Origin of the sequence: Desulfolithobacter dissulfuricans (assembly GCF_025998535.1) — a bacterium.
GTDB classification, from domain to species: Bacteria; Desulfobacterota; Desulfobulbia; order Desulfobulbales; family Desulfobulbaceae; genus Desulfolithobacter; species Desulfolithobacter dissulfuricans.
In genome coordinates, this window is the sequence record NZ_AP024233.1 from 2,179,400 (window position 1) to 2,203,339 (window position 23,940).

General features: G+C 56.2%; 24 protein-coding genes. 10 read left to right on the forward strand and 14 right to left on the reverse strand.

Translation table 11 applies throughout. From position 1 onward, the window contains the following. Nucleotides 1-69: 69 nt before the first annotated feature. The 4 genes from GF1_RS09670 to GF1_RS09685 all read right to left on the reverse strand — a co-directional run bounded on the left by GF1_RS09670 (nt 70) and on the right by GF1_RS09685 (nt 4,362). The gene (locus tag GF1_RS09670; RefSeq protein WP_267926334.1) at nt 70-1,656 is read right to left on the reverse strand and encodes a multiheme c-type cytochrome; all 1,587 of its coding nucleotides are present in this window, start codon (nt 1,654-1,656) and stop codon (nt 70-72) included. Between the two features lie 155 nt (nt 1,657-1,811). Next, nucleotides 1,812-3,017, reverse strand: coding sequence for an NrfD/PsrC family molybdoenzyme membrane anchor subunit (nrfD, locus tag GF1_RS09675; protein ID WP_267926335.1), 1,206 nt, complete (start codon nt 3,015-3,017; stop codon nt 1,812-1,814). After that, nucleotides 3,017-3,817: a 4Fe-4S dicluster domain-containing protein gene (locus tag GF1_RS09680; RefSeq protein ID WP_267926337.1), complete on the reverse strand. Its 801-nt coding sequence runs from the start codon at nt 3,815-3,817 to the stop codon at nt 3,017-3,019. Before GF1_RS09680 ends, nrfD (GF1_RS09675) begins: the two co-directional genes overlap by 1 nt. Continuing rightward, nucleotides 3,814-4,362, reverse strand: a complete 549-nt coding sequence (locus GF1_RS09685; protein WP_267926338.1) for a cytochrome c3 family protein — start codon at nt 4,360-4,362, stop codon at nt 3,814-3,816. Before GF1_RS09685 ends, GF1_RS09680 begins: the two co-directional genes overlap by 4 nt. A gap of 390 nt (nt 4,363-4,752) precedes the next feature. On the opposite strand from GF1_RS09685, the gene GF1_RS09690 reads away from it, so the two are divergent. The 3 genes from GF1_RS09690 to tatC all read left to right on the forward strand — a co-directional run bounded on the left by GF1_RS09690 (nt 4,753) and on the right by tatC (nt 6,582). Then, on the forward strand, nt 4,753-5,109 hold the full coding sequence (locus GF1_RS09690) for a nitrous oxide-stimulated promoter family protein (RefSeq protein ID WP_267926339.1): 357 nt from the start codon (nt 4,753-4,755) through the stop codon (nt 5,107-5,109). 238 nt (nt 5,110-5,347) lie between these two features. After that, complete coding sequence (tatB, locus tag GF1_RS09695) at nt 5,348-5,854, forward strand: Sec-independent protein translocase protein TatB (protein WP_267926341.1); 507 nt, start codon at nt 5,348-5,350, stop codon at nt 5,852-5,854. Next, nucleotides 5,851-6,582, forward strand: a complete 732-nt coding sequence (tatC, locus tag GF1_RS09700; RefSeq protein ID WP_267926342.1) for a twin-arginine translocase subunit TatC — start codon at nt 5,851-5,853, stop codon at nt 6,580-6,582. Before tatB ends, tatC begins: the two co-directional genes overlap by 4 nt. An 89-nt stretch (nt 6,583-6,671) precedes the next feature. Here the strand turns inward: tatC and GF1_RS09705 are convergent, their stop codons facing one another. From GF1_RS09705 to GF1_RS09730, 6 genes are all read right to left on the reverse strand, one after another. Then, the gene (locus tag GF1_RS09705; RefSeq protein WP_267926343.1) at nt 6,672-7,880 is read right to left on the reverse strand and encodes a tetratricopeptide repeat protein; all 1,209 of its coding nucleotides are present in this window, start codon (nt 7,878-7,880) and stop codon (nt 6,672-6,674) included. Between the two features lie 50 nt (nt 7,881-7,930). Further along, on the reverse strand, nt 7,931-8,953 hold the full coding sequence (locus GF1_RS09710; protein ID WP_267926344.1) for a radical SAM protein: 1,023 nt from the start codon (nt 8,951-8,953) through the stop codon (nt 7,931-7,933). Beyond that, a complete protein-coding gene (locus GF1_RS09715) occupies nt 8,950-9,444 on the reverse strand; it encodes a nucleoside deaminase (protein ID WP_267926345.1) in 495 nt (164 codons plus the stop codon). Before GF1_RS09715 ends, GF1_RS09710 begins: the two co-directional genes overlap by 4 nt. A gap of 59 nt (nt 9,445-9,503) precedes the next feature. Continuing rightward, a complete protein-coding gene (locus GF1_RS09720; protein ID WP_267926346.1) occupies nt 9,504-10,322 on the reverse strand; it encodes a two-component system sensor histidine kinase NtrB in 819 nt (272 codons plus the stop codon). Further along, nucleotides 10,238-11,674: a PAS domain S-box protein gene (locus GF1_RS09725; protein ID WP_267926347.1), complete on the reverse strand. Its 1,437-nt coding sequence runs from the start codon at nt 11,672-11,674 to the stop codon at nt 10,238-10,240. The genes GF1_RS09720 and GF1_RS09725 overlap by 85 nt, the downstream gene beginning before the upstream one ends. 99 nt (nt 11,675-11,773) lie before the next feature. Then, on the reverse strand, nt 11,774-12,520 hold the full coding sequence (locus GF1_RS09730; RefSeq protein WP_267926348.1) for a substrate-binding periplasmic protein: 747 nt from the start codon (nt 12,518-12,520) through the stop codon (nt 11,774-11,776). A 337-nt stretch (nt 12,521-12,857) separates the two neighbouring features. On the opposite strand from GF1_RS09730, the gene GF1_RS09735 reads away from it, so the two are divergent. The 7 genes from GF1_RS09735 (at nt 12,858) to nrfD (GF1_RS09765) (ending at nt 19,469) form a co-directional block, all read left to right on the forward strand. Next, nucleotides 12,858-13,208 carry a hypothetical protein gene (locus GF1_RS09735; RefSeq protein ID WP_267926349.1) on the forward strand — a complete coding sequence of 117 codons (351 nt, stop codon included), beginning with the start codon at nt 12,858-12,860 and terminating at the stop codon, nt 13,206-13,208. A gap of 140 nt (nt 13,209-13,348) precedes the next feature. Then, nucleotides 13,349-14,461, forward strand: coding sequence for a sensor histidine kinase (locus GF1_RS09740; protein ID WP_267926350.1), 1,113 nt, complete (start codon nt 13,349-13,351; stop codon nt 14,459-14,461). After that, nucleotides 14,458-16,257: a sigma-54 dependent transcriptional regulator gene (locus GF1_RS09745; protein WP_267926351.1), complete on the forward strand. Its 1,800-nt coding sequence runs from the start codon at nt 14,458-14,460 to the stop codon at nt 16,255-16,257. The genes GF1_RS09740 and GF1_RS09745 overlap by 4 nt, the downstream gene beginning before the upstream one ends. Before the next feature lie 279 nt (nt 16,258-16,536). Further along, nucleotides 16,537-16,758, forward strand: coding sequence for a hypothetical protein (locus GF1_RS09750; protein WP_267926352.1), 222 nt, complete (start codon nt 16,537-16,539; stop codon nt 16,756-16,758). A 72-nt stretch (nt 16,759-16,830) separates the two neighbouring features. Continuing rightward, nucleotides 16,831-17,052 (forward strand): hypothetical protein, encoded by a 222-nt coding sequence (locus GF1_RS09755; RefSeq protein ID WP_267926353.1) that lies wholly within the window; start codon nt 16,831-16,833, stop codon nt 17,050-17,052. Between the two features lie 43 nt (nt 17,053-17,095). Next, nucleotides 17,096-18,118, forward strand: coding sequence for a hypothetical protein (locus GF1_RS09760; protein ID WP_267926354.1), 1,023 nt, complete (start codon nt 17,096-17,098; stop codon nt 18,116-18,118). A gap of 151 nt (nt 18,119-18,269) precedes the next feature. Further along, nucleotides 18,270-19,469, forward strand: coding sequence for an NrfD/PsrC family molybdoenzyme membrane anchor subunit (nrfD, locus tag GF1_RS09765; protein ID WP_267926355.1), 1,200 nt, complete (start codon nt 18,270-18,272; stop codon nt 19,467-19,469). A 323-nt stretch (nt 19,470-19,792) separates the two neighbouring features. Here the strand turns inward: nrfD (GF1_RS09765) and ftsH are convergent, their stop codons facing one another. From ftsH to GF1_RS09785, 4 genes are all read right to left on the reverse strand, one after another. Continuing rightward, nucleotides 19,793-21,613, reverse strand: a complete 1,821-nt coding sequence (ftsH, locus tag GF1_RS09770; protein WP_267926356.1) for an ATP-dependent zinc metalloprotease FtsH — start codon at nt 21,611-21,613, stop codon at nt 19,793-19,795. A gap of 498 nt (nt 21,614-22,111) precedes the next feature. After that, nucleotides 22,112-22,936, reverse strand: coding sequence for a 4Fe-4S binding protein (locus GF1_RS09775; protein ID WP_267926357.1), 825 nt, complete (start codon nt 22,934-22,936; stop codon nt 22,112-22,114). Next, on the reverse strand, nt 22,936-23,532 hold the full coding sequence (locus tag GF1_RS09780) for a 4Fe-4S dicluster domain-containing protein (RefSeq protein ID WP_267926359.1): 597 nt from the start codon (nt 23,530-23,532) through the stop codon (nt 22,936-22,938). The genes GF1_RS09775 and GF1_RS09780 overlap by 1 nt, the downstream gene beginning before the upstream one ends. Beyond that, nucleotides 23,529-23,837, reverse strand: a complete 309-nt coding sequence (locus tag GF1_RS09785; RefSeq protein ID WP_267926360.1) for a chaperone NapD — start codon at nt 23,835-23,837, stop codon at nt 23,529-23,531. Before GF1_RS09785 ends, GF1_RS09780 begins: the two co-directional genes overlap by 4 nt. Between the last annotated feature and the right edge of the window lie 103 nt (nt 23,838-23,940).

The window sequence follows — 23,940 nt, forward strand, 5'->3', positions numbered from 1 at the left end:
AAAAAAGTCCCCGGACTGCGGAGGGCACAGCCCGGGGACAGGATAGGCAGGTAAGATTCTATCTGCGGTTTACTGCTTATACCGGTCTGCCTGCTCGGCCTGGATAGCCTTCATGACGTCGGTCCCAAAACCTTCCTGGCGCCACTTGTGCTCGGGCCGGGACAGGATCTCGCCGATGGCCTTCTCGTACTTGGCGGTCATGCCATGCTCGGTGGCCAGCTTCATCAGCTCGGGCAGGAACTTGAAGTAGAATACCTCGGCGACATCGTACATTCCATGCCAATGGGTGTAGTCCGGTCCCTGCATGGCTGCACCGTGCCGGGCGCGCCGTCCCTGATGGTGCCACAGCTCCCACCAGTACCAGCCCAGGTCGGTATGGAAGGTGGAGCCCTTGATCAGGCCGTCCTTTTTGGCCATACCGTACAGTTTTTTGGCAGGCTTGGCGAATTTTTCGTTGTAGGTCACAACCAGGGCGTCGAACTGCTTGTAGAAGTTATCTACCTGCTGCATGCCGTGACAGGACTTGCAGACACCCTTCATGTTGTTACGCCGGTCCTCCCAGGAGATAACCTTCTCGACCTGCTTCTCGGCGCTGATCTTTTTCCACTTGCCGTTCTCGATAACAAAGGTCTTGTAGGTTGCCTTCTGGCCGGGCTGCGGCGGAATCTCGCCCGGAATGTCAGCCACGGTGCCGTCGGTGAAGATGGCCCGATTCAGCTTGACAGACACTTTCGGACGCAGGGTCCAGGAAATACGGTCACCAACGTTATGGGTGTTCTGGGCAATGCCGCCATCCAGCTTCACGTAGGAACCCATGTGACAGGTGGAACAGGTCGGGGCGGTGTAGTAATCCTTACCCAGTACCCAGGTGCCGTTCTTGAGGATGTTCATACCGTTCATACCACCCTCACGGACCGCGGAGTAGTAGGCAATACCGTGCTTGGACTCCTCGTAAACCTCTTTCTGCGGATGGTCCGGGCCGAGATGACACTTGCCGCAGTTCTCCGGCTGACGGGCAACCGAAGAGCGGAAGGAATGCTTGGAATGGCAGGCCATACAGGAACCCTTGGTTCCGTCCGGGTTGAGCCGGCCAATACCGGTATTGGGCCAGGTCATGGGATCAAGCATTACAGCCTTGGCTTCGTTCTTGAGCGGCTTGCCGTCCTTGCCCTTGAGTACCTTGACCACGGAACCGTGACACTGCCAGCAGCCGTTGGCGGCGTCGGCCTTGTCTTCCATGGAGCAGATAACCTCACCCAGGACGTTGTCCAGGGAAGCCATAATCTGGCCGGCGGTGGCATGATGGGAGTTCACCATCTCTTTTACCTCGCGCTCATGGCAGTACCCACAGTCACGCGGCGAGAGAATGGTCTTGATGAAGGCGCCCTCGTGCTCGTAACCGAGCGCATCACCCTTGTCGGCGGCATGGCAGTTGTAACAGCCGATCTGGCCGTCCTTGGCAGCCGCATGGGGCGAATGCTGCCACTGCTTGACCAGGGAACCGTTTTCCTTGAGATGGCAGTTGACGCACTTGACGTTTATTGCCTTTGCTTCCTTGTTCTGGGTATCCTTGGACTGCTCGGTGGTCGCGTATGCGGCGCCGGCGGCAAAGAGTCCCAGGACAACCATGCAAAATGTTTTTTTCAAATGTTTCATACAGTTTCCTCCTGATATGGAACTTCGTTGGGCAATCCTCTGATGGACCACCAGGTCCACCTGCAAAGTGTTTTTCTCTGCAGCTTCACCTCCTTTGTCTCTACGTTCAACAACCTCCTTGCAGTTATGTGTCTTTTTTTCTTGATTACGGGCCATTATTCCCCTGAGGCGGCGGACCCGGAGACATACGGATCATCTTCCTGCCAGAAGGGGAAAACCTTGCTCAGTATATAGAGAATCACCAGGGGCAGAACCATGATGATGATGGCCGGCAAAATACCTTCCTTTTCAAGCCACTGGGGCTGAAAGATCACCGAGCCGCGCTCGCTCTTGGACATGAGCTGGCCGCCGATGACCACGTTCCACCGCATGAGCAGAACCTGGAACAGGATCATCAGGGAGACCACCGGGGCCAGGAACTTGACCAGGCCATCCCCGATCCTGAAGAGGTTCATGAAGGTCAGGATAAAAAACGGGATCACAGAGAAGATGCCCACCTGCAGGACCCAGAAGCTAATGTACAGCGGTCCCCAGTAAAGTTCGTGCAGGGCATGCCAGTGATGGGTGGCCATATAGGCATGGGAGAAGAGCTCCAGCATCTCGAAGGTGAAGTCGAGGATGAAAAACCCCCACAGATACTTGATGCAGGTGCGGATACATTCCAGGTCCACCGGCCTCCCCTTGATCTTCATGATGAACATGTAGGCCACGATGATACCGGCGATACCGGAGACACAGGCAGAGAGGAGAAAGATTACCGGCATGAGCGGCGTGGCCCACATGGGGTTGGCCTTGACCCCGCCAAAGATAAAACCGACATAACCGTGGAGCACACAGGCCATGGGGATACCCAATCCGGCGAGGAAGGAGATGATCTTGTGGTCGAGATGCAGGGACCGGGACGACAGGTTGTCGCTCCCGATGCTGAGCACGTTATAGACCGTGCGCATGAAACCGGTGGCCTGATCCTTGAGCACCACCAGGGTAGGCCGGTAAATGAAGAGGATCTCCAGGATCAGGACAATGGCATAGGCGGAGTAGATGTATCCGAACCCGGCCATTGCCGAGGTGGGACTCGGAGTGAGCATCATATTGAAGGCCCGCTCGGGATGACCAAGATGGTTCAGAAGCGGCAGGGTCGCACAGGCCAGGAAGGCCAGAGCGAAAACCAGGGAAAAGCGGGCAATGGGCTTCAAGGCCTTGACATGGAAGACATGATAGAGCGAGGAGACAATAAAGGCCCCTGCAACGATCCCGGTGATATAGGGATAGAGAACGATCATCAGGCTCCAGTGCACATGGAGATCGTTGGGAAACGCGTATCCGATGGCGCCGGTGGCCGTTTCAGCAAGTCCGTGCATTAGACAACCTCCCTTCTCAGGCCCACGTAGTGGAGCGAGGGCTTGTTGCCCATGCCCGGTTTCAGTACAGACACCACGTGTGGCTGATGCAAAATTTTGTATACTTCCGAATTTCTGTCGTTCACATCACCGAACTTGCGCGCCTGGACCGGGCAGACGTTGACGCAGGCCGGCAGGAGTCCCTTGCGGACCCGGTGGTAGCACCAGGTACACTTGTCGGCGGTCTTGGTTTTCGGATTGATGAAACGCACTGAGTAGGGACAGGCCTGAACACAATAGGAGCAGGCCACGCACCGTTTCTGGTCGATCAGGACAAAACCGTCCTTGGTCTGATAGGTGGCCCCCACCGGACAGACCTGGACACAGGACGGCTTTTCACACATGTTGCAGAGCTTGGGGACAAAAAAGGTATCCCGCACCGGATGGGGAATATCGGTGCGTGGTTTCTGGTAACCGTCCAGCCCACCGTTGGGTGAATCGACATAGACATTGTCATGGTCGTCGATCACGTAGCGCTCCACCCAGGTGCGGTAGTTGCCGTCCGGTACCTGGTACTCGTTCTTGTCGGCCACACAGCAGGAGCCGCAGCCGATACAGCGGGTGATATCGACGATAAAGACGAACTTCTTCCCCTTGATAAAGGGACCTTCCTGCTCCCGCATCCCGGGAATCTGTTCGGGAACGTCCATGGCCCCAGCAGGAATCACAAGGAGCAGCGACCCGGCGATGGTTCCGCCAAGCACCTTCTTGATAAAGGCCCGCCGGTCCCGGCTTATCTCAGACTGAATTGCATCCATCATTTGCTTTCCTCCTCGACACCGACAATGGCCCTGGCCTCCAGTACCCACATCATCGGCGAGTGGACATTGTGACACTGGTTACAGTTATGATCCGTGCGCACATGCTTCTGCTCCAGATGCTCCGGCATGGAAATCATCTTGATGGCCTCTTTGGGCCGGGCCCTGATAATCTTGTTATGACAGCGCAGACAAAGGGTCTTGATCTCTTCGCCCTGCTTCTTGGGCAGTTTGGCAACGACCTTGCCGTCCTTCACATGATCGGCCACCGGCCCGTGACAGAACTCGCAGGAAACCGTGCGATGTATGCCCTCGAGATGCATTTCCCGGATATAGGGATGGCAGGAAAGACAGGCGGCGTTGGTGCCGTTGCGGATGGGCCGGTTGACCTCGTCCTTGATGGCATCGGCGCGGTAATGGCCATACTTGCCAAAGGACTCGGGAATCACCATGGACCGGACCGTCACACCCACAACAGCGACAACGGCCAGGACCAGGACAATCCTGATCACATGTGTGTTGTATTTCGACTTATACTCTGGCTGCACGTGAACCTCCCTGAAACTGGACTGCTTGAACCTCGGGTTACAGTGGGTTTTCCCTATATAAGCAAGCCCTGTTCCATATTCTTTTTTTCTTTTTTTTCAACACATTGCAATCCATACCAAATTGGATAGTTACCCGCCGGTAACACAAGGAAGCATATGGCGTTACCGATGGGTAACCCGGGCTTTATCTCAAAATCGACCGCATGGCGGAAGGGCAAAATGCAATGAAAGTGGACGTATGGGTGCCTTGAAAATACAATTTTGCAAGGTTGCCTTACGGGTTGACCTAGATCAAGGCGCAAACCGACAAAACAGCTACCATGGACTGGTAAAACCCTATTCCGTGATTATTTTATTTCCAGAAACGATCCCTGAAATACGAGGCTGAAGATGGCAAAACAATTCAGTTCAAAACGGATGCAGCGCGAGGCCAGAACCGTGGAGGTGATGATCCGCCGCTATTGTCGGGACAAACATGGGAGTGGTCAGGGGGAGCTATGCGACCAGTGCCAGGAACTGCTTGACTACGCCTATCTGCGTCTTACGCACTGTCCTTTCCAGGATGGCAAGACAACCTGCGGCAAGTGTCCGGTCCACTGTTACAAGCCGGGAATGAGACAAGAAATCCAGGAAGTCATGCGATATGTGGGGCCGAAAATGGTGCTCACCAACCCGCTGATGGCCCTGAGCCACGCCTTGGACGGGCTTCGCAGAAAACCGGTCAAACGGCGCTCCTCTGCTGCTTGACACTGGTTGGCAAATCCCGTACAGTGTGGCAGATATCGGCCGGACTCCTCTTGGGGTCTGCTGCCGGACTGGTTTTCCCGGGCAGCGCCTTGGCCCTCACCCGGCCCTGCTGCCTTGACCGTCATGACCGGCTCCTGAAACCGGGGGCCAACTCAAACAAAAGAGTACGCTTCCACAGAGGAGCCCGGAGCTGCTCCAAGCGGTGGCCCCGGCCTCTGACTTCTGAATTCGGATACATATGTTTGGCATCGGACTTCCTGAAATGATCGTGATCCTGGCAGTGGCTCTCATCGTGGTGGGCCCTGACAAGCTGCCGGACCTGGCCCGGTCCCTTGCCAAGGGGGTCTTTGAGCTGAAGAAGACCATGAATGAAGTCAAGGCGAGCCTGACCGAGGAAAGCGAGGTGCTGGGAGAAGTCCACGGCGAACTGAAAAAAACCACCGCAGAGCTGCAGGAGCAGTTGCTTGACAACGAGACCCAGACCTGGAAACGCCCTGAACCGGAAACCCCGGAAGCGAACGATCTGGGAGTAATCGACCTTCAGCCGGTGGAACAGCGGCCCTGGGAAGCCGATGCCCTGACACCCCCGCCCGGCGACGCACCAGTGGAAGAAAAGGTGGGCGTCGACGCGGGAGATCAGCAGGATCCCGATGGTGAACCCGCGGCCACCGAGACTGAAATCGCCGCTGACATGCCCCAACACCGCAACAAAGCAGACAAAACCACCCCCGACCAACCTGCATGATCGCAGCGCTCGAACATTTCGCCCCCCACCACAGAGAGTTGCGCCAGCGACTGATCCGCTGCTTTCTGGCCATGGGCGTCACCACGGTGATCGCCTATCTCTTCATAGATGAGCTGGCCGGCTTCTGCATGCAGCCCCTCTTTCATGCCTACCCCGATCTCCAGCGGCTGGTCTATACCAAGCTGACCGAGGCCTTTATCTCCTATCTCAAGCTGTCCTTCATGGTCGGCCTGCTGTTCAGCTCGCCGGTGATCCTCTATCAGCTGTGGATGTTTGTGGCCCCGGGATTGCTGGATCATGAAAGACGTATCGCCCGCCAGGTCATCATCTGGGCCACCATGCTCTTTGTCGCCGGCGGGCTGTTCGCCTATTTTGTCGTTCTGCCGCGCACCCTGATCTTTTTCATGAGTTATGCCGGTGACAACCTCCAGCCCATGCCCAAACTGGGACTCTACCTCACCTTTGTCGCCCGGATGGTCATGGCCTTTGGCATCGCCTTCGAGATTCCCTTTCTCATGGTCATGGCCGACCGGACCGGGCTGGTTCCCAGGCAGCATTTCAAGGCCAAGCGCAAGTATTTCTACCTGGCCATCGTCGTCCTGTCCTTCCTGCTCACCGCCGGTGACCCGACCGCCACGGTCCTGCTTGCCTTTCCGCTTTTCGGCCTCTATGAAGCCGGTATCATGGCAGGCAGAGTCTTTGGCAAAAACAGGAAAACGAAAAAGTAAAACCTGAATCCTGCAGTCGTCATGCGGTCTCGTCGCTCGAATGCCGGATAACGGCAGGATTCAGGTGAAAAGCCAATCGAGTCGCCCCGTTACCCTTCCCTGATCAGGCCAAACACATTGCCCCGGATCCACTGGTCCCGCTCCTTGCGGGTGGGGACCTCTTCCCGGCAGGCCACTGTCCAGCCGGTCTGTTCGCTGACCTCTCTGATATACTCGGGATGATAGGCATAGCGGCCACTTGGCTGCAGTTGCCAGCCCCCTTTCTCCAGGTACTCGGTGGAAAAAAGGAACAGACCACCGGGCCGGGCCCTGTCCGCCAGAACCTGGAAGAACTCCTCCAGCGCACCCATGTAGATGAGAACATCGGCGGCCAGGAAAAGATCATAGCAGACATCCACGGACCGGAGGTACTCGACGATATCCCCCACATGGAGATGCTGGTATATCCCTTTTCCTCTGGCCATTTCTATCATTTTCTCCGAAAGATCGATCCCGTCCAGACGGGAACAGACCCCCTGGAACGCCATACCGGCAAGACCGGTGCCGCAGCCAAGATCCAGGGCAAGTTCATAGTGGCTTCGGCGTCCATCAAAGCGGTCAAACACCGCCCGCATCTTCAGCGGCAGGTCATAACCCAGATCCAGCACCAGATGCTGCTCGAAATTATCCGAGTACTGGTCAAAAAGATCCCGGACATACTCCCGGGGCGCGGACCTGGGATTATCGCCACTGAGTGCCCCGAACATGTGCCGGGCCGAGGGATGCCCGGGCCGCAGCTCCAGGACCCGGCCGTACAGCTTCCGGGCCTCCTCGAAATGGCCGCGAAGATGCTTTAGATAGGCCAGGTTGTTGAGGCCGGAGACATGGTCCGGCTTCAGCTCTATCAGATGTTCATAGACCTCCATGGCCCGTGATACCTGGTCGCTGTCCTTGTAACAGCAGGCCAGGTTGTACAAGACCTCCGCATCCTCTGGATGCAGAGCCAGGGCCTGGAGATACGCCTCTTCGGCCTGGGAAAACTCATGGCACTGTTTCAAAGCCAGGCCCAGGTTATACCAGGAGTCCACATCCTCCCGGTTCAGCTCCACCGCCCGGTGAAAGGCTTCGGCCGCCTCCCGGTACAGCTCGAGTTCATAGCGCGCCAGGCCCAGGTTGTAGTACACGGGTCCGGCTTCCGGCACCATTCCGAGCAGATGTTCGTAGAGGCTGGCGGCGCCGGCGCAGTCGCCTGCCTGATGCAGGCCCACTGCCCGGCGATACATGTCTTCCAGGTCAAGGGCTTCGCTTGGTGTATTCATGGGTTGACAGTTCGGTATGGGTTGAATTGCGATTATGGTGGCAATTAGGGTCAGACACAGGGCTCCATTTCCTGCTTGAGCAGACAGCAGGAGATGCGATGCCTGGGCCGGCCGCCAGGGAGATAGTCTATGTTATCGGGCTGCAGGAGTTTGTTCATCACGCACCCTTCCGGAATATTGAGGGTGAAGAACCGGTCTTCGTTGAGGCCATGGCGCCGGATCAGCCGGTCGTTTTCGATACACATGGAATGGACCGGATAATCTTCGCACAGCGGACAGCGATAGACCCGGCCGTTGGGGAAGATGAAAAAATTTTCCGCCACCAGGCCGGCACACTCGAAGTCCTCGTCCGGCTCGAGATAAACCTTGGGAAAGGTGACATGGATCCCCAGCCGGGCGGCGTGGGAGGCAACTTCCGGCACCACGGCCAGCCATTGCTGCGGATCCACCTGCCAGCCAGTGGTCGGAGCCGGCTCACCGGTGGCGGGCTTACCCCGCAGGCCGATCACCTGAATGAAGAACCGCTGGACCCCGAGAGCGGCCAGCAGTTCCGGCATCCGGTGCAGGTGTTCGATATTGAGAGCGGAAACCGTGTAGATCACACTGGTATGAAACCCTTTTTTGCCGGCTTTCTGCAGATTTTCCGTGCAGGTGGCAAAGACACCCTCACCACGGATCGGATCGTTGACCGACGGATCCGGCCCATCGAGGCTGAAACTGAGAAAATCCAGTTCGTCGGGCGCCACCCGCTCGAGCAGATCGTGGAACAGAAAACCGTTGGAGTCCACGGTCACTGCATAGCGCATCATCTTGGCCGCCCGGATAATCGAGGCCAGCTCAGGATGCATGGTGGGTTCGCCGCCAAGCAAAACAAGGTTGGTCTCCTGTTCCGGGCGGGCAAAGAGTTTGAGCCAGGTAACGGCCTGGTCCCTGTCCAGCATGGTGGTTCCGTGCTGGGATGGATTGATATAGCAGTGGCGGCAGGAGAGGTTGCAGGCGGTGAGCAGATGCAGAAAAACGTTGCGCTCGCCCGGCTTGAACTGCACCGTCCTGGCCCTGGGCTCAATGGTCATGATCGTTCCTCACTGGATTGCGAAAGGGTATATCTGGCCAGGAAGCTGTCCTGCCAGTAATCGTGCTCCTTGAAAAATTGCCTGAAAAGGGCCAGGCTCTCGGCCCGCAGTACCCCGGGAACAAGCTCCACCTCCATGGCAGCATAGAGTGGCGGCAGATGGTTGAGCTCCAGGCCGGTTCCACCGCCCATCACATCCTCATACCCCCAGACAAAACGCCGGATACCGGAGAGCAGCATGGTGGCATAACACATGAGACAGGGCTCCATGGTGCAGTAGAGAGTGACCCGCCCAAGGTCAATGCCCGGTTTTTCCTCAAGCAACCGCCGCAGGGTGACCACCTCGGCATGGTCGATCTCGTTGCGGCTCTCGGCCCGGCTGTTGCGACGGTGCCCCCGGGCCAGGACATTGTCGTCTGCTACCAGAACGCAGCCCACCGGGAATTCACCCTCGGCCAGGGCGGCCCCGGCCTCTTCGAGGGCCAGTTTCATGAAAGCTGTATCCCGTGGATGCGGTCGAAAGCGACGCAGTCCCTGTACGTTTTGTTCGTTCATGAATCGTGGTTGTTTCTGTCCCGGTCCGGCACCGGCAGGGTTACGGTGAAGTTTGTCCCCTGCCCCGGCTGGGACGTAAAACTGATATCACCGCCATGTTCCTTGATAATACTGTAAGACACGGCCAGGCCAAGACCAATGCCTTCGACTTCGGACTTGGTACTGAAAAAGGGCTCGAAGATCTCGCGGTCATAGCGGGGATCGATACCAATCCCGGTATCAGAGACCGAGACTTCGATCATGTCCCGGCCATGCCAGGCCGTGGCCACCCTCAGGGTACCGCCCACATCGGCCATGGCATCCATGGCGTTCATGACCAGGTTGACAAAAACCTGGATCATCTGATCTTCAACAACAAAAACCTCGGGCAGGTCCGGGGCGTAGTGTTTCTCCACCCTGACTCCGCTGGTCTTGATATACTTACCGTGAAACAGCAGTACCTTATCAAGAACCTTATGAATGGCAACCGATTTTCTCACCCCGCTGGAGGGCCGGTTGAACTGCTGCAGATCGCGGATCAGAGATTTGAGCCGATCACACTCGGCCAGGGCCAGTTCCATGAGCTGGCGCTGCTCGGAATCGAGATTGGTGGCCTGAAGGACATCCTTTATGGCAAATCGGATCCCGAGCAGGGGGTTACCGAACTCATGGGCAACCGAAGCCGAAAGTCGACCGATGGCCTCCATCTTCTGGGCATGGTTGAGCTGATCCTGGAGTTCCATCTCCCGGGTCACATTCCTGGCCAGGTAGACAATCCGGTTGATGGAGCCATTATCACTGCGGATCGGTGCCACCACGGCCTCGACCTGGAGCACCTGACCCTGCCTGGTTCGAATCTGAAAAAAACCATGCCAGAAACGCCCCCCAGCACCTGCCGCCGCATCTGCCGATACAGGTCCCGGTTCTCCGCGTCACCGGCGAGAAAATAGAGCCGCCTGCCCACCACTGCCTCGCTCTCATATCCCACCACCCGTTCAAACCATGGGTTGACATATTCGACCAGCCCTTTCCGGTCCGCAACCACGACAAAAAGAGGGGCATACCGGACCGCGGCGCTCAAGAGACTGGCCTCCTGCTGCAGCTTCACCTGTTCGCTGATATCGGCCAGAAAGACCACCGCTCCGGTACAGCGGGATCCGGAAAAAACAGGATAGGAACGAAGTGAAATAAAAATCGAGGAGCCATCCTGCCGGTGAAGCTGACAGTCATGGTCGGCATAGGAGCGTTTCTCGGCAATGGCCCGGAACACCAGGGCCTGCAGGGGATCTTTGTCCGACCCTCCAGCATAACCACAGCTAAGGACATCACGAATATCCTTTCCCAGGATATCCTCCTGGTGCCTGGTACCGGAGATCTCAACAAAGGCCTTGTTGACAAACACACAGACGCCCTGCTGGTTGACACCGACAATCCCCTCCTCGGTGGCATCAAAAAAGAGCCTGAGCCGTTCCTCGCTCTGACGAAGCGAGGTATACGTCCTGTAGCTGCGTTCCTGCATGGAATTAATCATGGAAACCATCAGGTCCAGCTCGTCGGGATGGCTGTTCTTTTTCCGGTCAAGGCGCAGAGGAGGTCCAGGGCGGTGTATCTGCAGATGCTGCAGATACTCCACCATATGGTCGAGATGGCGGGTAACCAGCCGCTGAAAGAGGATGATGACAAAGGCGGCGACCAGAAAGGTCTTCAGACCGTTGGTGGCCAGGATGACGATAACCCGGCGAACCAGACGGCTGTACACATTATCGAGACTGGCGGTGACCTTGAGACTGCCGATGATCTCTTCCCGACCATGCTGAACATACCTGAGGGGATACACCCGGACCACGGTGCGTCTTCCACCCGGTTGCCCATGGACCCAGCGGGGTTTTCCGTCCATGATGATCGCCGCATAGACAATGTCAGATCCCTGGACAATGGCATCGAGCTGCAGCAGGACCTGAGTATCGTCCATGACCCAGACGCTCTGGGCTATACCGCGGAGATACCCCTGCTCTATCTGGTCAAAATATCGCTTGATACCCGAAATATCCTGGCGATAGTCCAGAAAGAGCTGCAGCCCGGTCCCGAGCAGGGTGATAACAGAGCTGCACAGGATAATATAGATGATAAGCTGCCGGGCAATCCGGTCGGGCTTGAAGGTTCCGTGAATGGAAAATCGTGATAACAAGGGTTGTTGTGGAGAAGTTTTTAAAAAACCTGGGGCAGGATTCCGGCAGGAACTGGACATGCCGGCGTATCTGGGTCAGCTGAGCTGGGAACAGGACTGTCACCTCTGCATGAAGGCATCGATAGTCTTTTGAATGAAATCCGTCTGCTGCAGTTTATCGTTGGCTTCCCGGAGCCGCTGAACAATGACGTCATCGGTCTGGATGTTTGCCGCAAGATAGTACCCTTTCTCGCTCATAAGCAGGACCGGCTCGATCACGTCCGGAGAAAACCCCTCTGCCTTGAGGGCATTGAAGATGGTGTACTCATTGCCGGTGATGAGATCGGCCCGCCCCTTGAGGAATACCCGCATCTGCGTTTTCTTGTTCTTGGTTATGATCAACTCCCGGCCATCCTCAAAACCCAGGGCCTGGAGCTTCTGGGTCAGGGCATAACCGAGGATCACCGCGGTGGTGTAGTGTTTGAGATCATCCACACTGTGAACGACAATGTCCCGGCGGTCCTTGAACCTGTAGAGCGATGTCCGCTTGGAAAGAATGGGGCCGATCCACTTGAAGAGCTTTTCACGCTGGGGGGTGCGGTTGATGGTATAGATAAAGGTGCCCGGATTTTTCAGGACCATGTGATAGGCCCGTTTCCAGGGATAGACCTCGATCCGCAGATCCATGCCGGCCAGGCGAAAGATTTCCCGGACTATTTCCGTGGCAATACCGGTGACCCGGTTGTTTTCGACATAATGGACCGGAGGCAGCGGTTCGGTATAGACGGTATACGTTTCGCCGCGGCAGACAGAGGCCAGCATGACAAGACCCATAAGTACCGGGAGAAAACGCGAAAACAACACCATTAATGCTCCGTAAGCCAACCGTCAGACCAGCAGAAACCGCAACATCGCCACGTGGTTGAATCATCAGCCAACAACCCATAATGTCGACCAAATCGAATGCGATTTTATACCATAAACCATTACGGGACGCCAGTATCTTCTACGGACAGCCCTTACGCCGCCAGGGTTCTCCGGTTAATAGCCCTCCCCTGCCCCCTGCTGCGGACCGCCGGGAGGAGATGGCCTGATCGGTGGCCCAACCGTCGGCTCCGGCCAAAAAAAAATCTGCCAGCCTGTCGCAGGTATGCTATAGACGCAAAAAACATGTCGATCATGAACCAAACAGAGGAATGGACCGATGGAAAATTTCAAAGAGCAATGGACCCTGGAAGCGGCAATGGAAATCCTTCAGCACCCGACCGTTGACTCCAGGACTTGGGCCGAAGCCGTGGAATGGCTGCTGCTCCATGGTCCACCGGAGATACGCCAGCTGCTGCAGCAGGCGGCAGGTCATGCCACAGCAGAATGTTTTCCAGAACTGAAACCGGAAGGCTTCACCGCCGATGGCGAGCCCTGTTACGATATTTCCGCGGTGGCCAGGACCCTGGGCATCAGCGAGGAAGAGGCGGCCAGGGTGGTTGCGGAAAAGGAGAGGCAGCACGGAATACGTCAGCTCTTTGACCGCAGTGAGACCAGGAAACTTCAATGACAGTAACCTTGGACAGGCCCGAACGGTCTGATATTCATCCTTTTGCCTTTCAACACAATGTGGTATTTTAAAAAAAGATCGGATGGCCGCGCCATAACGATCTGAATTCATAAATAAATACTTTTCGAGGTCTGTAACACATGGAGAAAGGCTGGGACCATATATGCGAGACACTGGAATACCCCCTGTTCATTGTCAGGCCGGACGGGATCATCACCCGTGCCAACCAGGCGGCTGCCAATGCCGCCCGCAGACCTCTTGAGGAGATCATTAACAAGGGGATCTGCTATATCATTCATGGCGGCCGCCTGCCCCATATCCGCTGCCCCCTGGAAGAATTCCTCCTGACCGCCAGGGCGTCCAGAATTATGGAGACCCGGTTGCCGGGCCTGTTCGGCGATTACCTGCTCTCCATCGCGCCGTCCCTGGATGAAAACGGCGAGGTGACCGCCTTTCTCCTCATCGCCCGGGAGCTGACCGGGGAGGAAGCCCGCAAGGTGGAGTATTACCGGACCGCCCAGCTGGCCTCCATCGGTGAACTGGCTGCCGGCGTGGCCCACGAGGTGAACAACCCCATCAACGGCATCATCAACTTTGCCCAGCTCCTTTTCGAGGAATCGGAAGACCCCGAGGAACAGGAGATCCTCGGCCGCATTGTCCGGGAGGGCGAGCGTATTGCCTCCATTACCTCAAAGCTGCTCTCCTTTGCCCGCACCGGCGGCAGTGAACGGGAGCCCCTGAACATCAAGGATATTCTGGACAACTGCCTGGCCCTTATCCAGCATCAACTGAAAAAGGATTCCATTGCCTTTTCGACCAGCTACGAAGACAATCTGCCCGAAATCATCGGCAACAGCCAGAAACTGCAGCAGGTGTTCTTCAACCTGCTCAGTAACAGTCGCTATGCTCTGAACCAGCGCTACTCCTGCCCATCGCCGGACAAGAAAATCACCATCAAGTGCGGCACGGTGACCAATGAAATGGGCAACTTTGTCCGGGTCGCCATCAAGGACCTGGGCACCGGTATCCCCCAGGGTATCCTGGACCGGATCATTCTTCCCTTCTTCACCACCAAGCCGGCGGGTGACGGAACCGGTCTCGGGCTCAGTATCAGCCATGGTATCATAAGGGACCATGAAGGAACCCTGCGCATCGACTCAGTCCTGCACCAGTACACCACAGTAACGGTCGACCTGCCGGTGGCCGGCCCCCAGAATGCGATCCAGCAGCAAGAGGATACAGGTACGACATGATTGACAACGACAAGAAGCAGGCCCACATCCTCATTGTTGACGACGAGGAATCCATCCGGATGACCTTTGAAATCTTTCTGGTCCGGGCTGGATACCAGAATGTCTCCACAGCCACCAACATCAGTGAAGCCTTGGCTGCTGTGGAAAAACAGAAACCAGACCTGGTTATCAGCGACATTGTCCTGGTTGGAGAAAGCGGCACCGAACTGCTCCGCCGGTTGCGGGAAATGAACATCAACTGTCCGGTGGTCATGGTCACCGGTTTTCCCAACCTGGAATCGGCGGCCAAGGCGGTCCGCCTGGGAGCCTTTGATTATATCCCCAAACCGGTCAACAAGGACACCCTACTCCACTTTACCCGCCAGGCCCTCAACCACCGCTGGCTGCAGAAAGAAAAAGAAAGACTCATTACTGAAAATGAACAGTACCGCAAATACCTGGAAGCTGTTTTCCGCTCGGTCCAGGACTGCATCGTCACTGTGGACCCGGAACTGAGCATCGTTCAGGTCAATGACACGGCCAGACAGTGCATGCTCGCTGCTGCACCCGAAGGCAAACTGCCCACCAGTCTATATGAAGTGAGCGGGCCGCTTGGAAAAGCGTGCCTGGAAGACGCAAAAAAGGTTCTCGAAACCAGGAAAGAGGTCCGTGAACACCGGATCGAGTGTCAGTTCCATGGAGGAGAACTCAAGGTTCTGAGCCTTAACGCGGCACCAATTCAGGTCAACGGCCACTCTTTTACCGGCATCGTCCTGGTTGCCCGCGACATCACCAACACTCCTTCACCCGACAGCGGCAAGCAGCGTGATTATTTTCATGGCTACGTTGGCCACAGCCAAGCCATGCAGGAGGTGTACAACCTGATTGAAAACGTGGGCCGGGTGGATACCACAGTGCTCATTACCGGGGAGTCGGGCACCGGCAAGGAACTGGCTGCCGAAGCGCTGCATGCAGAAAGTCTTCGCCGCGACAAACCCCTGATCAAGGTGGACTGCGCTTCGATCCCCGAGGATATCCTGGAGAGCGAACTCTTTGGCCACCGACGAGGCTCCTTCACCGGGGCGGAAAAAAATCGCCAGGGCCGGATTCTCCAGGCCGAAGGCGGAACTCTGTTCCTGGATGAGATTGGCGATATCTCTCCCCGCATGCAACTGCGGCTCCTCAGGTTTCTCCAGGAACGAACGTTCTATCCTGTGGGCCAGGACCAGCCGGTTCAGGTCGATGTCCGGGTTATTGCCGCCACCAATGCCGACCTGCGAGAAAAAGTGGCCCTGGGAGAGTTCCGCGAGGACCTCTATTATCGCCTTCGGGTTATCGAGATCAACCTGCCACCCCTGCGGGCCAGAAAAGAGGGGATCCCCGTGCTGGCCAACCACTTCCTCAAAAGTTTCCAGGAAAAACTGGGCCACAATATCAGCGGTATTTCTGACCAGGCCATGGAGGCCCTGGTGCACTATTCCTGGCCTGGGAATGTGCGCGAGCTCAAACATGTGATCGAGCGCGGCTGTGTCCTCTGTACCGGCCAAACCCTGGCCCTGGAGCACCTGCCCGAAGAAATCCGCAACAGTGAGGCCTCATTGCCCCTTACCGCCCTGGAAAAACCAGCTGCAACACCATCACCGCAACACCAGGAACCAGAACCCCTGAAAAATGCCACAACTTCGATGAGCCCGGAAGAAAAAATCCGAGCCGCGCTAACGCAGGCAGGGGGCAACAAGTCCAAGGCTGCCCGTCTACTTGGCATCGATCGCTCTACCCTCTACCGGAGAATGCGACGCTACAACATCAGCGACTAATGCAACACAACTGTAGCAATGCAACACCGTGGTAGTGTTGCATTGCTACACATTGTGGCACCACTCCTGCAACACATCAGCATCATTCCCACACGACCCCCACCCACCAATTTAAAAAATTCTTGTTTATTTTCAAGAAGATACCCCCAAAACGCAACAGAAAAAAACGCCCTGCCCCAATTCTGGCCCCCAACTTGCTACATAAGAGACAAACGCAACAACACCTGTGCAAACGGAAGGAGCTGTACAGGATCAGATGTGCACCAGGAGGACAGAAAGATGATGAACAGAGAATCCATAATCCAGAGAGAAAAAGGAAAGATACTGACGCGCCCCGAGGCGGTGGACACAGAGGTCAACAAGGTAACCATGGGCGCCCTGGGCATGTTTGCCGGTCTCGTCGGCGCCTGGGCCCTGGCATGTATCATTGGCGGCATTGTGGCCAGCACCGAAGTCACCGGACTGCTGGACGGCTGGTTCCATGCCGTGAGCGGACTTTAAGAACCAAGTACTACGACGTAGCAATAAAACAATTGACACGAAGCATCTATTCACAATCGAAGGAGGAACATCATGGCCAAGACAGCAAACGTAAAAACCCGCACTCAGACTGGCGTCCAGGCAAAGGATATCACCCCGGCATCCGAAATATCAAAAGTCGGCGTCTACGCAGTCGGTATCGGCGCGGCCCTTATCGGCCTCTGGGGCCTGGCCTGCTTCATCGGCGGCATGATCAGCGCCGGCGGTCCCCTGGCTCTGATCGGCAGCTGGTTCAAGGCTGTCAGTGGAATGTAGGAGAGCAGACAGTTCTCTGCAACGTACTGGATTTACAGGAAGGGTGACAGGTATCAAGGAACAACAGGCAGTGTATGGTGATGGCAGCCAGCAGCCTTCCAGCCGCCAGGCACCGGGCAGCAGCACCCTGCCCGGTGCCGCAGCTGGAAAGAGCGGGGCTGGGTCACGCTCCCTGGTCTCCACGCGGAAGATACTGTACTCCGTATTCTGTGGCATAACCGTGCTGCTCTCAGTGGTCATCATCATGGCTTTTCTGCAGTATCGGCTAACGGCCCAGTATAATGAAATTATTGACCAGGGGGAAAAAATTGTCTTTCGTTTTTCCTCGCTCAGGGAGTATCTCACCCGGGCAATACTGGAGAGAAAATGGAATCAGCTAGAAGGGTTCGAGGCTAAAATCGAAACCCTTAACAGCGATTTTTCCAAGCTCCTTGACCATCAACTGATACCGACCCAGTACAAACTGGCCCTCATCGACAAAGTTGGCATAGGTGAAATCGCCCTCCTGGCCCGGCAACTGGCAAATGAGGACGATAAGCTTGCCCCGGCCCTCAAACTGCACGACAGGCTCCGGGCCATGTCCGACCAGCTCATGCAGTTCGACCGGGTCCTGATAGGCCAGATGAAGAGCAACCTGGTGCGGTTCCAGAACCTGATCATAGGCACCCTGGCCCTGATCACCGGAGCTATCAGCCTGCTCTTTGTCTTCCTGTACCGCAAGGCCCTGCTTCCTCTCATGGATCTCTCAAAACAGGTGCATGAGACAGACCGGGACCGGGAGTTGGCCATAGCGCCAGGGGCCTGTCAGGAACTCAAGGATCTGACCGAGAGGCTGAATTTTCTTCTGAACAGCAGTGAACCGGGACATCCGGGGGAAGGAAATGTTTTTTCACCCCACGAGGTGAATGTCCTGAGTAATCAGCTCAACGCCATCATCAACTACACTCAGTTGCTGCTGGACAACGACACCCACCGGGAGAACCATCCCGAAGAGGTAAAAATCCTCCGCAGCATCATGATGTCCGGCGAACAGATCGGCCTGATACTCCAGGAAAAACAACGCTGACCGGTATCGCGCCGCCCGCATATTCTGTTAGCCGGCGGCCCTGGCAACGCATACCGGCACTCTCTGTCAGAGACCAGTTACTACGTATTTAATTTTAAAGGACCATAAAATTATTCAAATGTACCACAGGTAACCCAAGGAGGAGGAATCAATGGACAATGTTCGACCAATGGACAACAAAATAGGTATTGCCGGAATAGAGATCCCGTTTCCGGTTTTTATCATCCTGATTGCGTGCGCTTCCATGGCCGTAACCGGAATACTTTTCGCTGGCCATGCACTTTACATAGGTCACCATCATGCCCTCGGCACATCCCGCGAGGTACCCTGGGGTATTCTTATTGCCGGTTATGTCTTTTTTGCCACCTTCTCCACCGGACTGTGCATCATTGCCTCCCTGGGGCAGGTTTTCGGCATCAAGGCATTCAAGCCCATTGTCGGCCGGACCTTGTTCCTGGCTGCGATCACCATTGCCGCCGGACTGATGAGTATCTCCCTGGAGTTGGAGAACCCGTGGCGGGTCCAGATATGGGCCCTGCTTTCGCCCCATCCGGAATCAAATATCTGGTGGAAGACCTCAATTTACTCCATGTACCTGATGCTGCTCATCTTCAACCTCATCCTTCTCAACCGGGGCAAGGTCAAGGCTGCATCACGGGTTGGCCTGGTGGCCCTTCTCGCCTGCCTGGCAGCAGTCCTCAACATGAAGGAAGACATGAGCATCCTCGGAGCCCGGGCCTTCTGGCCTGACCAGTACATGCCCATCTACTTCCTGACCTTTGCCACTTTGCTGGCCTGCTTTGGAATTTTCTTCTTCAACTGGGCAGCAGCCAGGATCAGCGGCGAAGAGATAAGCAGTGAAGTAAAGTCTGCCCTTTCGGCCACGAGCAAGCTCACCATTGTCCTGCTGCTGATCTACGGCCTGTTCACCGCAGCCAAGATCATGGCTGGATACGCCGGAGAAGGCGTCAACAATCCCGACGCCATGAGCCTCCTGCTGACCGGTCGATTTGCCGGTAATTTCTGGGTAGGAGAAGTAGGCATGGCCTTTATCATTCCCCTGGCTCTCCTTCTTATCGCCCGGCGCAACGTTGATATCAACGGCTTGTTTACTGCCGCCCTCACCGGCCTGGCAGGACTGTTCATCAGTGTCTATGACCTGATCATGGCCGGCCAGCTGGTGCCCCATTTCGCCCAGTACAATATCGTCGGCCTGCCGAAATATTACAGCTACACCCCGTCCCTGCACGAGTACATGATGCTGGCCGGAGGTTTCTTTCTTGTCTTCACTCTCTTTATCCTGGGCGAGCTGCTCCTGCGGCCCGACCGCCTCTCCGTGGATGAACAATAGCATCCGCCGGCAAACCTGATCAGGCAACAAAAAAACAGCCCGCTGCGTTCGCAGCGGGCTGTTTTTTTTATCCAAAAATCGTCCCAGGGCAAGATATTGCCAAGGTACTTTTCATGGTTCGAAGTCTTCGCTATCTGTTGTGGCAGGGCCGTGCCAAAACCTGGAGTCTCCCTTCAGTCGCTTACCCGGAGTCTCCCTTCAGTCGCTTACCCGGAGTCTCCCTTCGGTCGCTTACCTGGTCCAGCCATGCTGGTTTATCCTGATATTCCTAATCAGCTCAGCCTGGAGCAGCCCGACAGACAGCATCCCAAATCCATGCGACGTTAAATCTGGCAGGCCTTGTTCTTCTCCTCGCGCGCTTTCTGAGTGGTGCACTCAAAGATGATATCGAGTTCCTCATTGTCCAGGGTTTCTTCTTTGAGCAGAACTTCGGCCACCTGGTTAAGGTAGTCCCTGTTCTCGGTCAGGATATCCCGGGCCTTCTGGTAACATTGCTGCAGAATATCGTTTATCTCCTGATCGATCTGCCGTTCCGCCTCGTCACTGTGCAGCAGCATGGTCATGGGATCGCCTAGAAAACCACCTCCCTCCCGGACATACGCCCGCGGCGCCAGGGTATTGGCCATACCCCACTTGCATATCATTGAGGTGGCGATTTCCGTCGATTGCAGAAGATCATCCTGAGCCCCGGTGCTCCGCTGGCCGAAAATAATCTCCTCTGCGGCCCGGCCCCCCATGAATATGGTGATCTTGTCGAGCAGGTATTCCCGGGAATAGGCGTGCCGGTCATTGAGGGGCAACTGCTGGGTCTGGCCCAGCGCCCTGCCCCGGGGAATAATGGTGATCTTCACCAGAGGATCTGCCTCGGGCAGCCTTTTGGCGACAATGGCGTGTCCGGCCTCATGAAAGGCCAGGATCTTGCGGTCTTTTTCTGAAAAGACCATCCCCTTGCGCTCCACTCCCAGAAGAATCCGGTCCCGGGCCTCATCGAAGTCCTCCATGGTTATGTACTGCCGTCGTTTCCTGGCCGCCAGCAGGGCCGCCTCGTTGACCAGGTTATGCAGTTCAGCCCCGGTAAAGCCGGGGGTCGTCTGGGCGATTAGCTTGAGATTGATATCCGGGCCGAGCTTCACCTTCCTGGTATGGACCTCCAGAATTTTTTTCCGTCCCTTGACATCGGGCGGCAGAATGGTGATCTGGCGGTCAAACCGCCCCGGTCTGAGCAAGGCTGGATCAAGAATATCGGGCCGGTTGGTTGCCGCCAGGACCAGGACCGTATCATCGGTGCCAAAGCCATCCATCTCCACCAGCAGGGCATTGAGGGTCTGGGCCCGCTCATCCGTTCCTCCGGCCACCCCGGAGGCGGCCCGACTCCCCCCCACCGCATCGATCTCGTCGATAAAGACGATACAGGGGGCATTCTTTTTGGCCTCCCGGAAGAGGTCCCGCACCCTGGAGGCGCCGACCCCGACAAACATCTCGACAAAATCAGAGCCGGAAAAACTGAAAAAAGGCACTCCGGCCTCACCGGCTATGGCCTTGGCCAGCAACGTCTTGCCGGTTCCCGGAGGCCCCTGGAGGAGGATACCCCTGGGAATGGTGGCGCCCACGGCCTTGAACGGCTCGGGATTCTTCAAAAATTCGATCACCTCCACCAGCTCTTCCTTGGCCGAGGAGATCCCGGCCACATCGTCGAAGGTAACCCGGTTCTCCTTGGTGAAGCGGATCATCTTTTCACTGGCAAAGGGCTCATCTTCAGCATTTTTTTCCTGTCGTTTCAGGTTTGCAGCCCAGACAAGAAGGACCACGGTCAAGGCCACGGCAAACAGGACAGTGAACCAGATCAGCTGAGTATTGTCACGGCTGACAGTGACCCGGATTCTCTTGCTCTCCAGCTTCGGGACCAGGGAGGATATATCCGGCGCAATAGTCGTATAGAGCCGGCCATCATTGCTGGTCACCATCAGGGTATTGCCGCGGATCTCCACCGCAGCGACCCGATCCCGGTGCAGATTTTCAAGAAAATCCGTGTAACTCTGGGTCGGCAGGGCCGTCTTATGTTCAGCCCGCCAGAAGATAAAAAGGGTGCCGAGCACAAAGATAAAAATAAAGAAAATGAAAATATTACGGGCAAAATAAGCCATAAGTGCGACCAATCCTCAATAGAGCGTGGGTTATGGAAACAATTCTTCCGCTGTCTGTCCCGGCCATTGTAGGAAATCAGGAAAAAAATGTACAGCACTACCACCCGGTACCCTGCCCACAATGGTCTGTTTTTTACATGAACCTGAATCCGTGAAGCTGTAATTTCGCCGCATGCGCAAGGAAGAGACCCGTTGATTAGAGTGATGCTCTATCAAGGGGTTGATGACGCAGCGTATGCGGTGAAACTACAGCTCCCGAAGGGCGGCTTCATAGCAATGGGTGAAAAGAAACATCTCAGGTTATCTTTTCTTTTTGATGGTTATTCAAGGCAGATAACAAAGAAACAATATTTTTCCGTCACGGATTCAGGATGAAAGGAGTTCTCCGGGTTGAATAGGCGTGGAAAAAGCCTGCGGATTGAGGCTCGACAGGTGCAGAAGGAATCAGAAATCTTATCCGGGGGGAAATCAAGAAGGACAGACAGGCCGGGCAGACGCCTATCGCACGCGCCAGGTAAAATCCAGCGCTCCTGGCCGGCAGGAGTCTACACAGGCACCGCAGTTCCAGCAGTAGACAGACCGGCCCTCACCAAGACTGGGATTGAGACCAAGGGGACAGGCGTGATCACAGAGACCACACTGGGTGCAGGCCTCCAACTCCTGATGAATGACCAGCCGACGCCGGGAACCGATCAGAGCAAGGAGACCGCCCAGAGGACAGAAATAACGGCAGTAGAATCGACGGGTCAGAAGTTCAAGCAGGAGCACTGCCACCAGCACAACCCCCTCGACCGCCAGTTTATGAAAAAACACCGCCATCATGATCTCGCGGCCCACCAGTCCCGGTGGTGACATGATGACAAAAATCGGCGCCCCCAGGATCATGGTCAACAGAAACTCGCCGATCAGGGCAAACCACAGAAGTCTTCGGGCCAGGACCAGCCGGTCTTGGAGGCGTTTTTTCCTGGAGATCAACCGTCGCAGCCGGTCGAGCAGTTCTCCGAAAAAATTGATCGGACAGATCCAGCCGCAGAACACCCGGCCCAGCAGCAGGGCCAGCAGGACAGGCGGCAGCATGCCGATGAGGGCGGGGAGGTAGAGTTTTTTGGTGACCAGGATACTTTCCAGCCCTTCCAGCGGCGAGACAAACCAGAGCTCGCCGATGCCAAGCGACTGATACCATCCCTGGACCAGGGTTATGGCTTTATAGTAGTTAAGAAACGGATTGAGCAGGATAACAAGAAAGGCCGCCAATAGAACCGCAAAGCGCAGGGTGTTGTAGCGTCGCCTGCGGCCCTGCCCATTCCCCCGGTGTTCAGTCATCAGTATTTCACCTTGCCTCCGGAGTACAACGGCTCCACATTGATCCCCTTCCGACCGTCAACACTGGTCACCGGGCAGGCATGGGTGCAGAGACCGCAGCCCGTACAGTCCGTTTCGTCCACCACCGGTTTCAGGGCCTCCAACCGGATCGCCCTGTTCTTGAAAGGACATTTGTCATAACAGGTCCGGCACAGTGCCCTACCGTTCCAGGCCGCACAGATAAATTGGTTGATGACCGCAAGTCCCATTCGGGTTTCGGCCATTTCCACCCGCTGCAGGGTTCCTGTGGGACACACATCCACACATTTCATGCAGAGATAGCAGGGGATTTTCTCCACCGCAATCAAGGGCGTTCCCGCATGGAGTCCATGACGGATATCCAGCAACTCGATACAGTGATAGGGGCAGACCTCCACGCAGCGGCCGCAGCGTAGACATTTGCCGGCAAAAATCTCTTCCGGTACCGCCCCCGGAGGCCGCAGTCTGTTGGTGGTGACCGGTGAGCGTACCAGGGCGGCGGAGGTCTCAGCGCTGCTGGAGACCAGCGCGGTGACCGTCACCGCGCCGGCCAGCTTGAGAAAACCTCGGCGTTTCACATGCCTTGCCCCTTTTCATCCCGTCGGCGGCCAAATATCTGCGGCACATACTCGCCCCGGGCGATTTTTTCGGCTTCATCCTCGGTGTTAAGATAGGTCAGGCCGACACTGAGCACGGTTTCCATCTTCTCGATGTCCCGCATCAGCTTTTCCATGGCATCGGTGGTCCTGCTCTCCAGCACGACCACGATATTGCCCTTGTCATCGGCTCCATAGACCTCGACCTGGCTCATCCGGTGCAGCGCCTCCAGGGTCTGATCCCGGTCTTCCGGCCATGTCGATATCACCACTCCACCAATAGGCATAATCAGTCCTTTGCTAAGATCAGCCGTCCCCGGCCATCCGGCCTTGAAGGGACAGCAGAAAAACACAACCCTGTGACTGCATAACCCTCTCCAGAACCCGAAT

Excerpts from the sequence above, each read along its gene's own strand:
- GF1_RS09745 (WP_267926351.1), top strand. The coding sequence starts at position 14,458 with ATGATTGACAACGACAAGAAGCAGGCCCACATCCTCATTGTTGACGAC.
- GF1_RS09690 (WP_267926339.1), top strand. The coding sequence starts at position 4,753 with ATGGCAAAACAATTCAGTTCAAAACGGATGCAGCGCGAGGCCAGAACC.
- nrfD (WP_267926355.1), top strand. The coding sequence starts at position 18,270 with ATGGACAATGTTCGACCAATGGACAACAAAATAGGTATTGCCGGAATA.
- GF1_RS09680 (WP_267926337.1), bottom strand. The coding sequence starts at position 3,817 with ATGATGGATGCAATTCAGTCTGAGATAAGCCGGGACCGGCGGGCCTTT.
- GF1_RS09730 (WP_267926348.1), bottom strand. The coding sequence starts at position 12,520 with ATGGTGTTGTTTTCGCGTTTTCTCCCGGTACTTATGGGTCTTGTCATG.
- GF1_RS09750 (WP_267926352.1), top strand. The coding sequence starts at position 16,537 with ATGATGAACAGAGAATCCATAATCCAGAGAGAAAAAGGAAAGATACTG.
- nrfD (WP_267926335.1), bottom strand. The coding sequence starts at position 3,017 with ATGCACGGACTTGCTGAAACGGCCACCGGCGCCATCGGATACGCGTTT.
- GF1_RS09755 (WP_267926353.1), top strand. The coding sequence starts at position 16,831 with ATGGCCAAGACAGCAAACGTAAAAACCCGCACTCAGACTGGCGTCCAG.
- GF1_RS09785 (WP_267926360.1), bottom strand. The coding sequence starts at position 23,837 with ATGCCTATTGGTGGAGTGGTGATATCGACATGGCCGGAAGACCGGGAT.
- tatC (WP_267926342.1), top strand. The coding sequence starts at position 5,851 with ATGATCGCAGCGCTCGAACATTTCGCCCCCCACCACAGAGAGTTGCGC.
- GF1_RS09775 (WP_267926357.1), bottom strand. The coding sequence starts at position 22,936 with ATGACTGAACACCGGGGGAATGGGCAGGGCCGCAGGCGACGCTACAAC.
- ftsH (WP_267926356.1), bottom strand. The coding sequence starts at position 21,613 with ATGGCTTATTTTGCCCGTAATATTTTCATTTTCTTTATTTTTATCTTT.
- GF1_RS09710 (WP_267926344.1), bottom strand. The coding sequence starts at position 8,953 with ATGACCATTGAGCCCAGGGCCAGGACGGTGCAGTTCAAGCCGGGCGAG.
- GF1_RS09705 (WP_267926343.1), bottom strand. The coding sequence starts at position 7,880 with ATGAATACACCAAGCGAAGCCCTTGACCTGGAAGACATGTATCGCCGG.
- GF1_RS09715 (WP_267926345.1), bottom strand. The coding sequence starts at position 9,444 with ATGAAACTGGCCCTCGAAGAGGCCGGGGCCGCCCTGGCCGAGGGTGAA.
- GF1_RS09670 (WP_267926334.1), bottom strand. The coding sequence starts at position 1,656 with ATGAAACATTTGAAAAAAACATTTTGCATGGTTGTCCTGGGACTCTTT.
- GF1_RS09735 (WP_267926349.1), top strand. The coding sequence starts at position 12,858 with ATGGAAAATTTCAAAGAGCAATGGACCCTGGAAGCGGCAATGGAAATC.
- tatB (WP_267926341.1), top strand. The coding sequence starts at position 5,348 with ATGTTTGGCATCGGACTTCCTGAAATGATCGTGATCCTGGCAGTGGCT.
- GF1_RS09740 (WP_267926350.1), top strand. The coding sequence starts at position 13,349 with ATGGAGAAAGGCTGGGACCATATATGCGAGACACTGGAATACCCCCTG.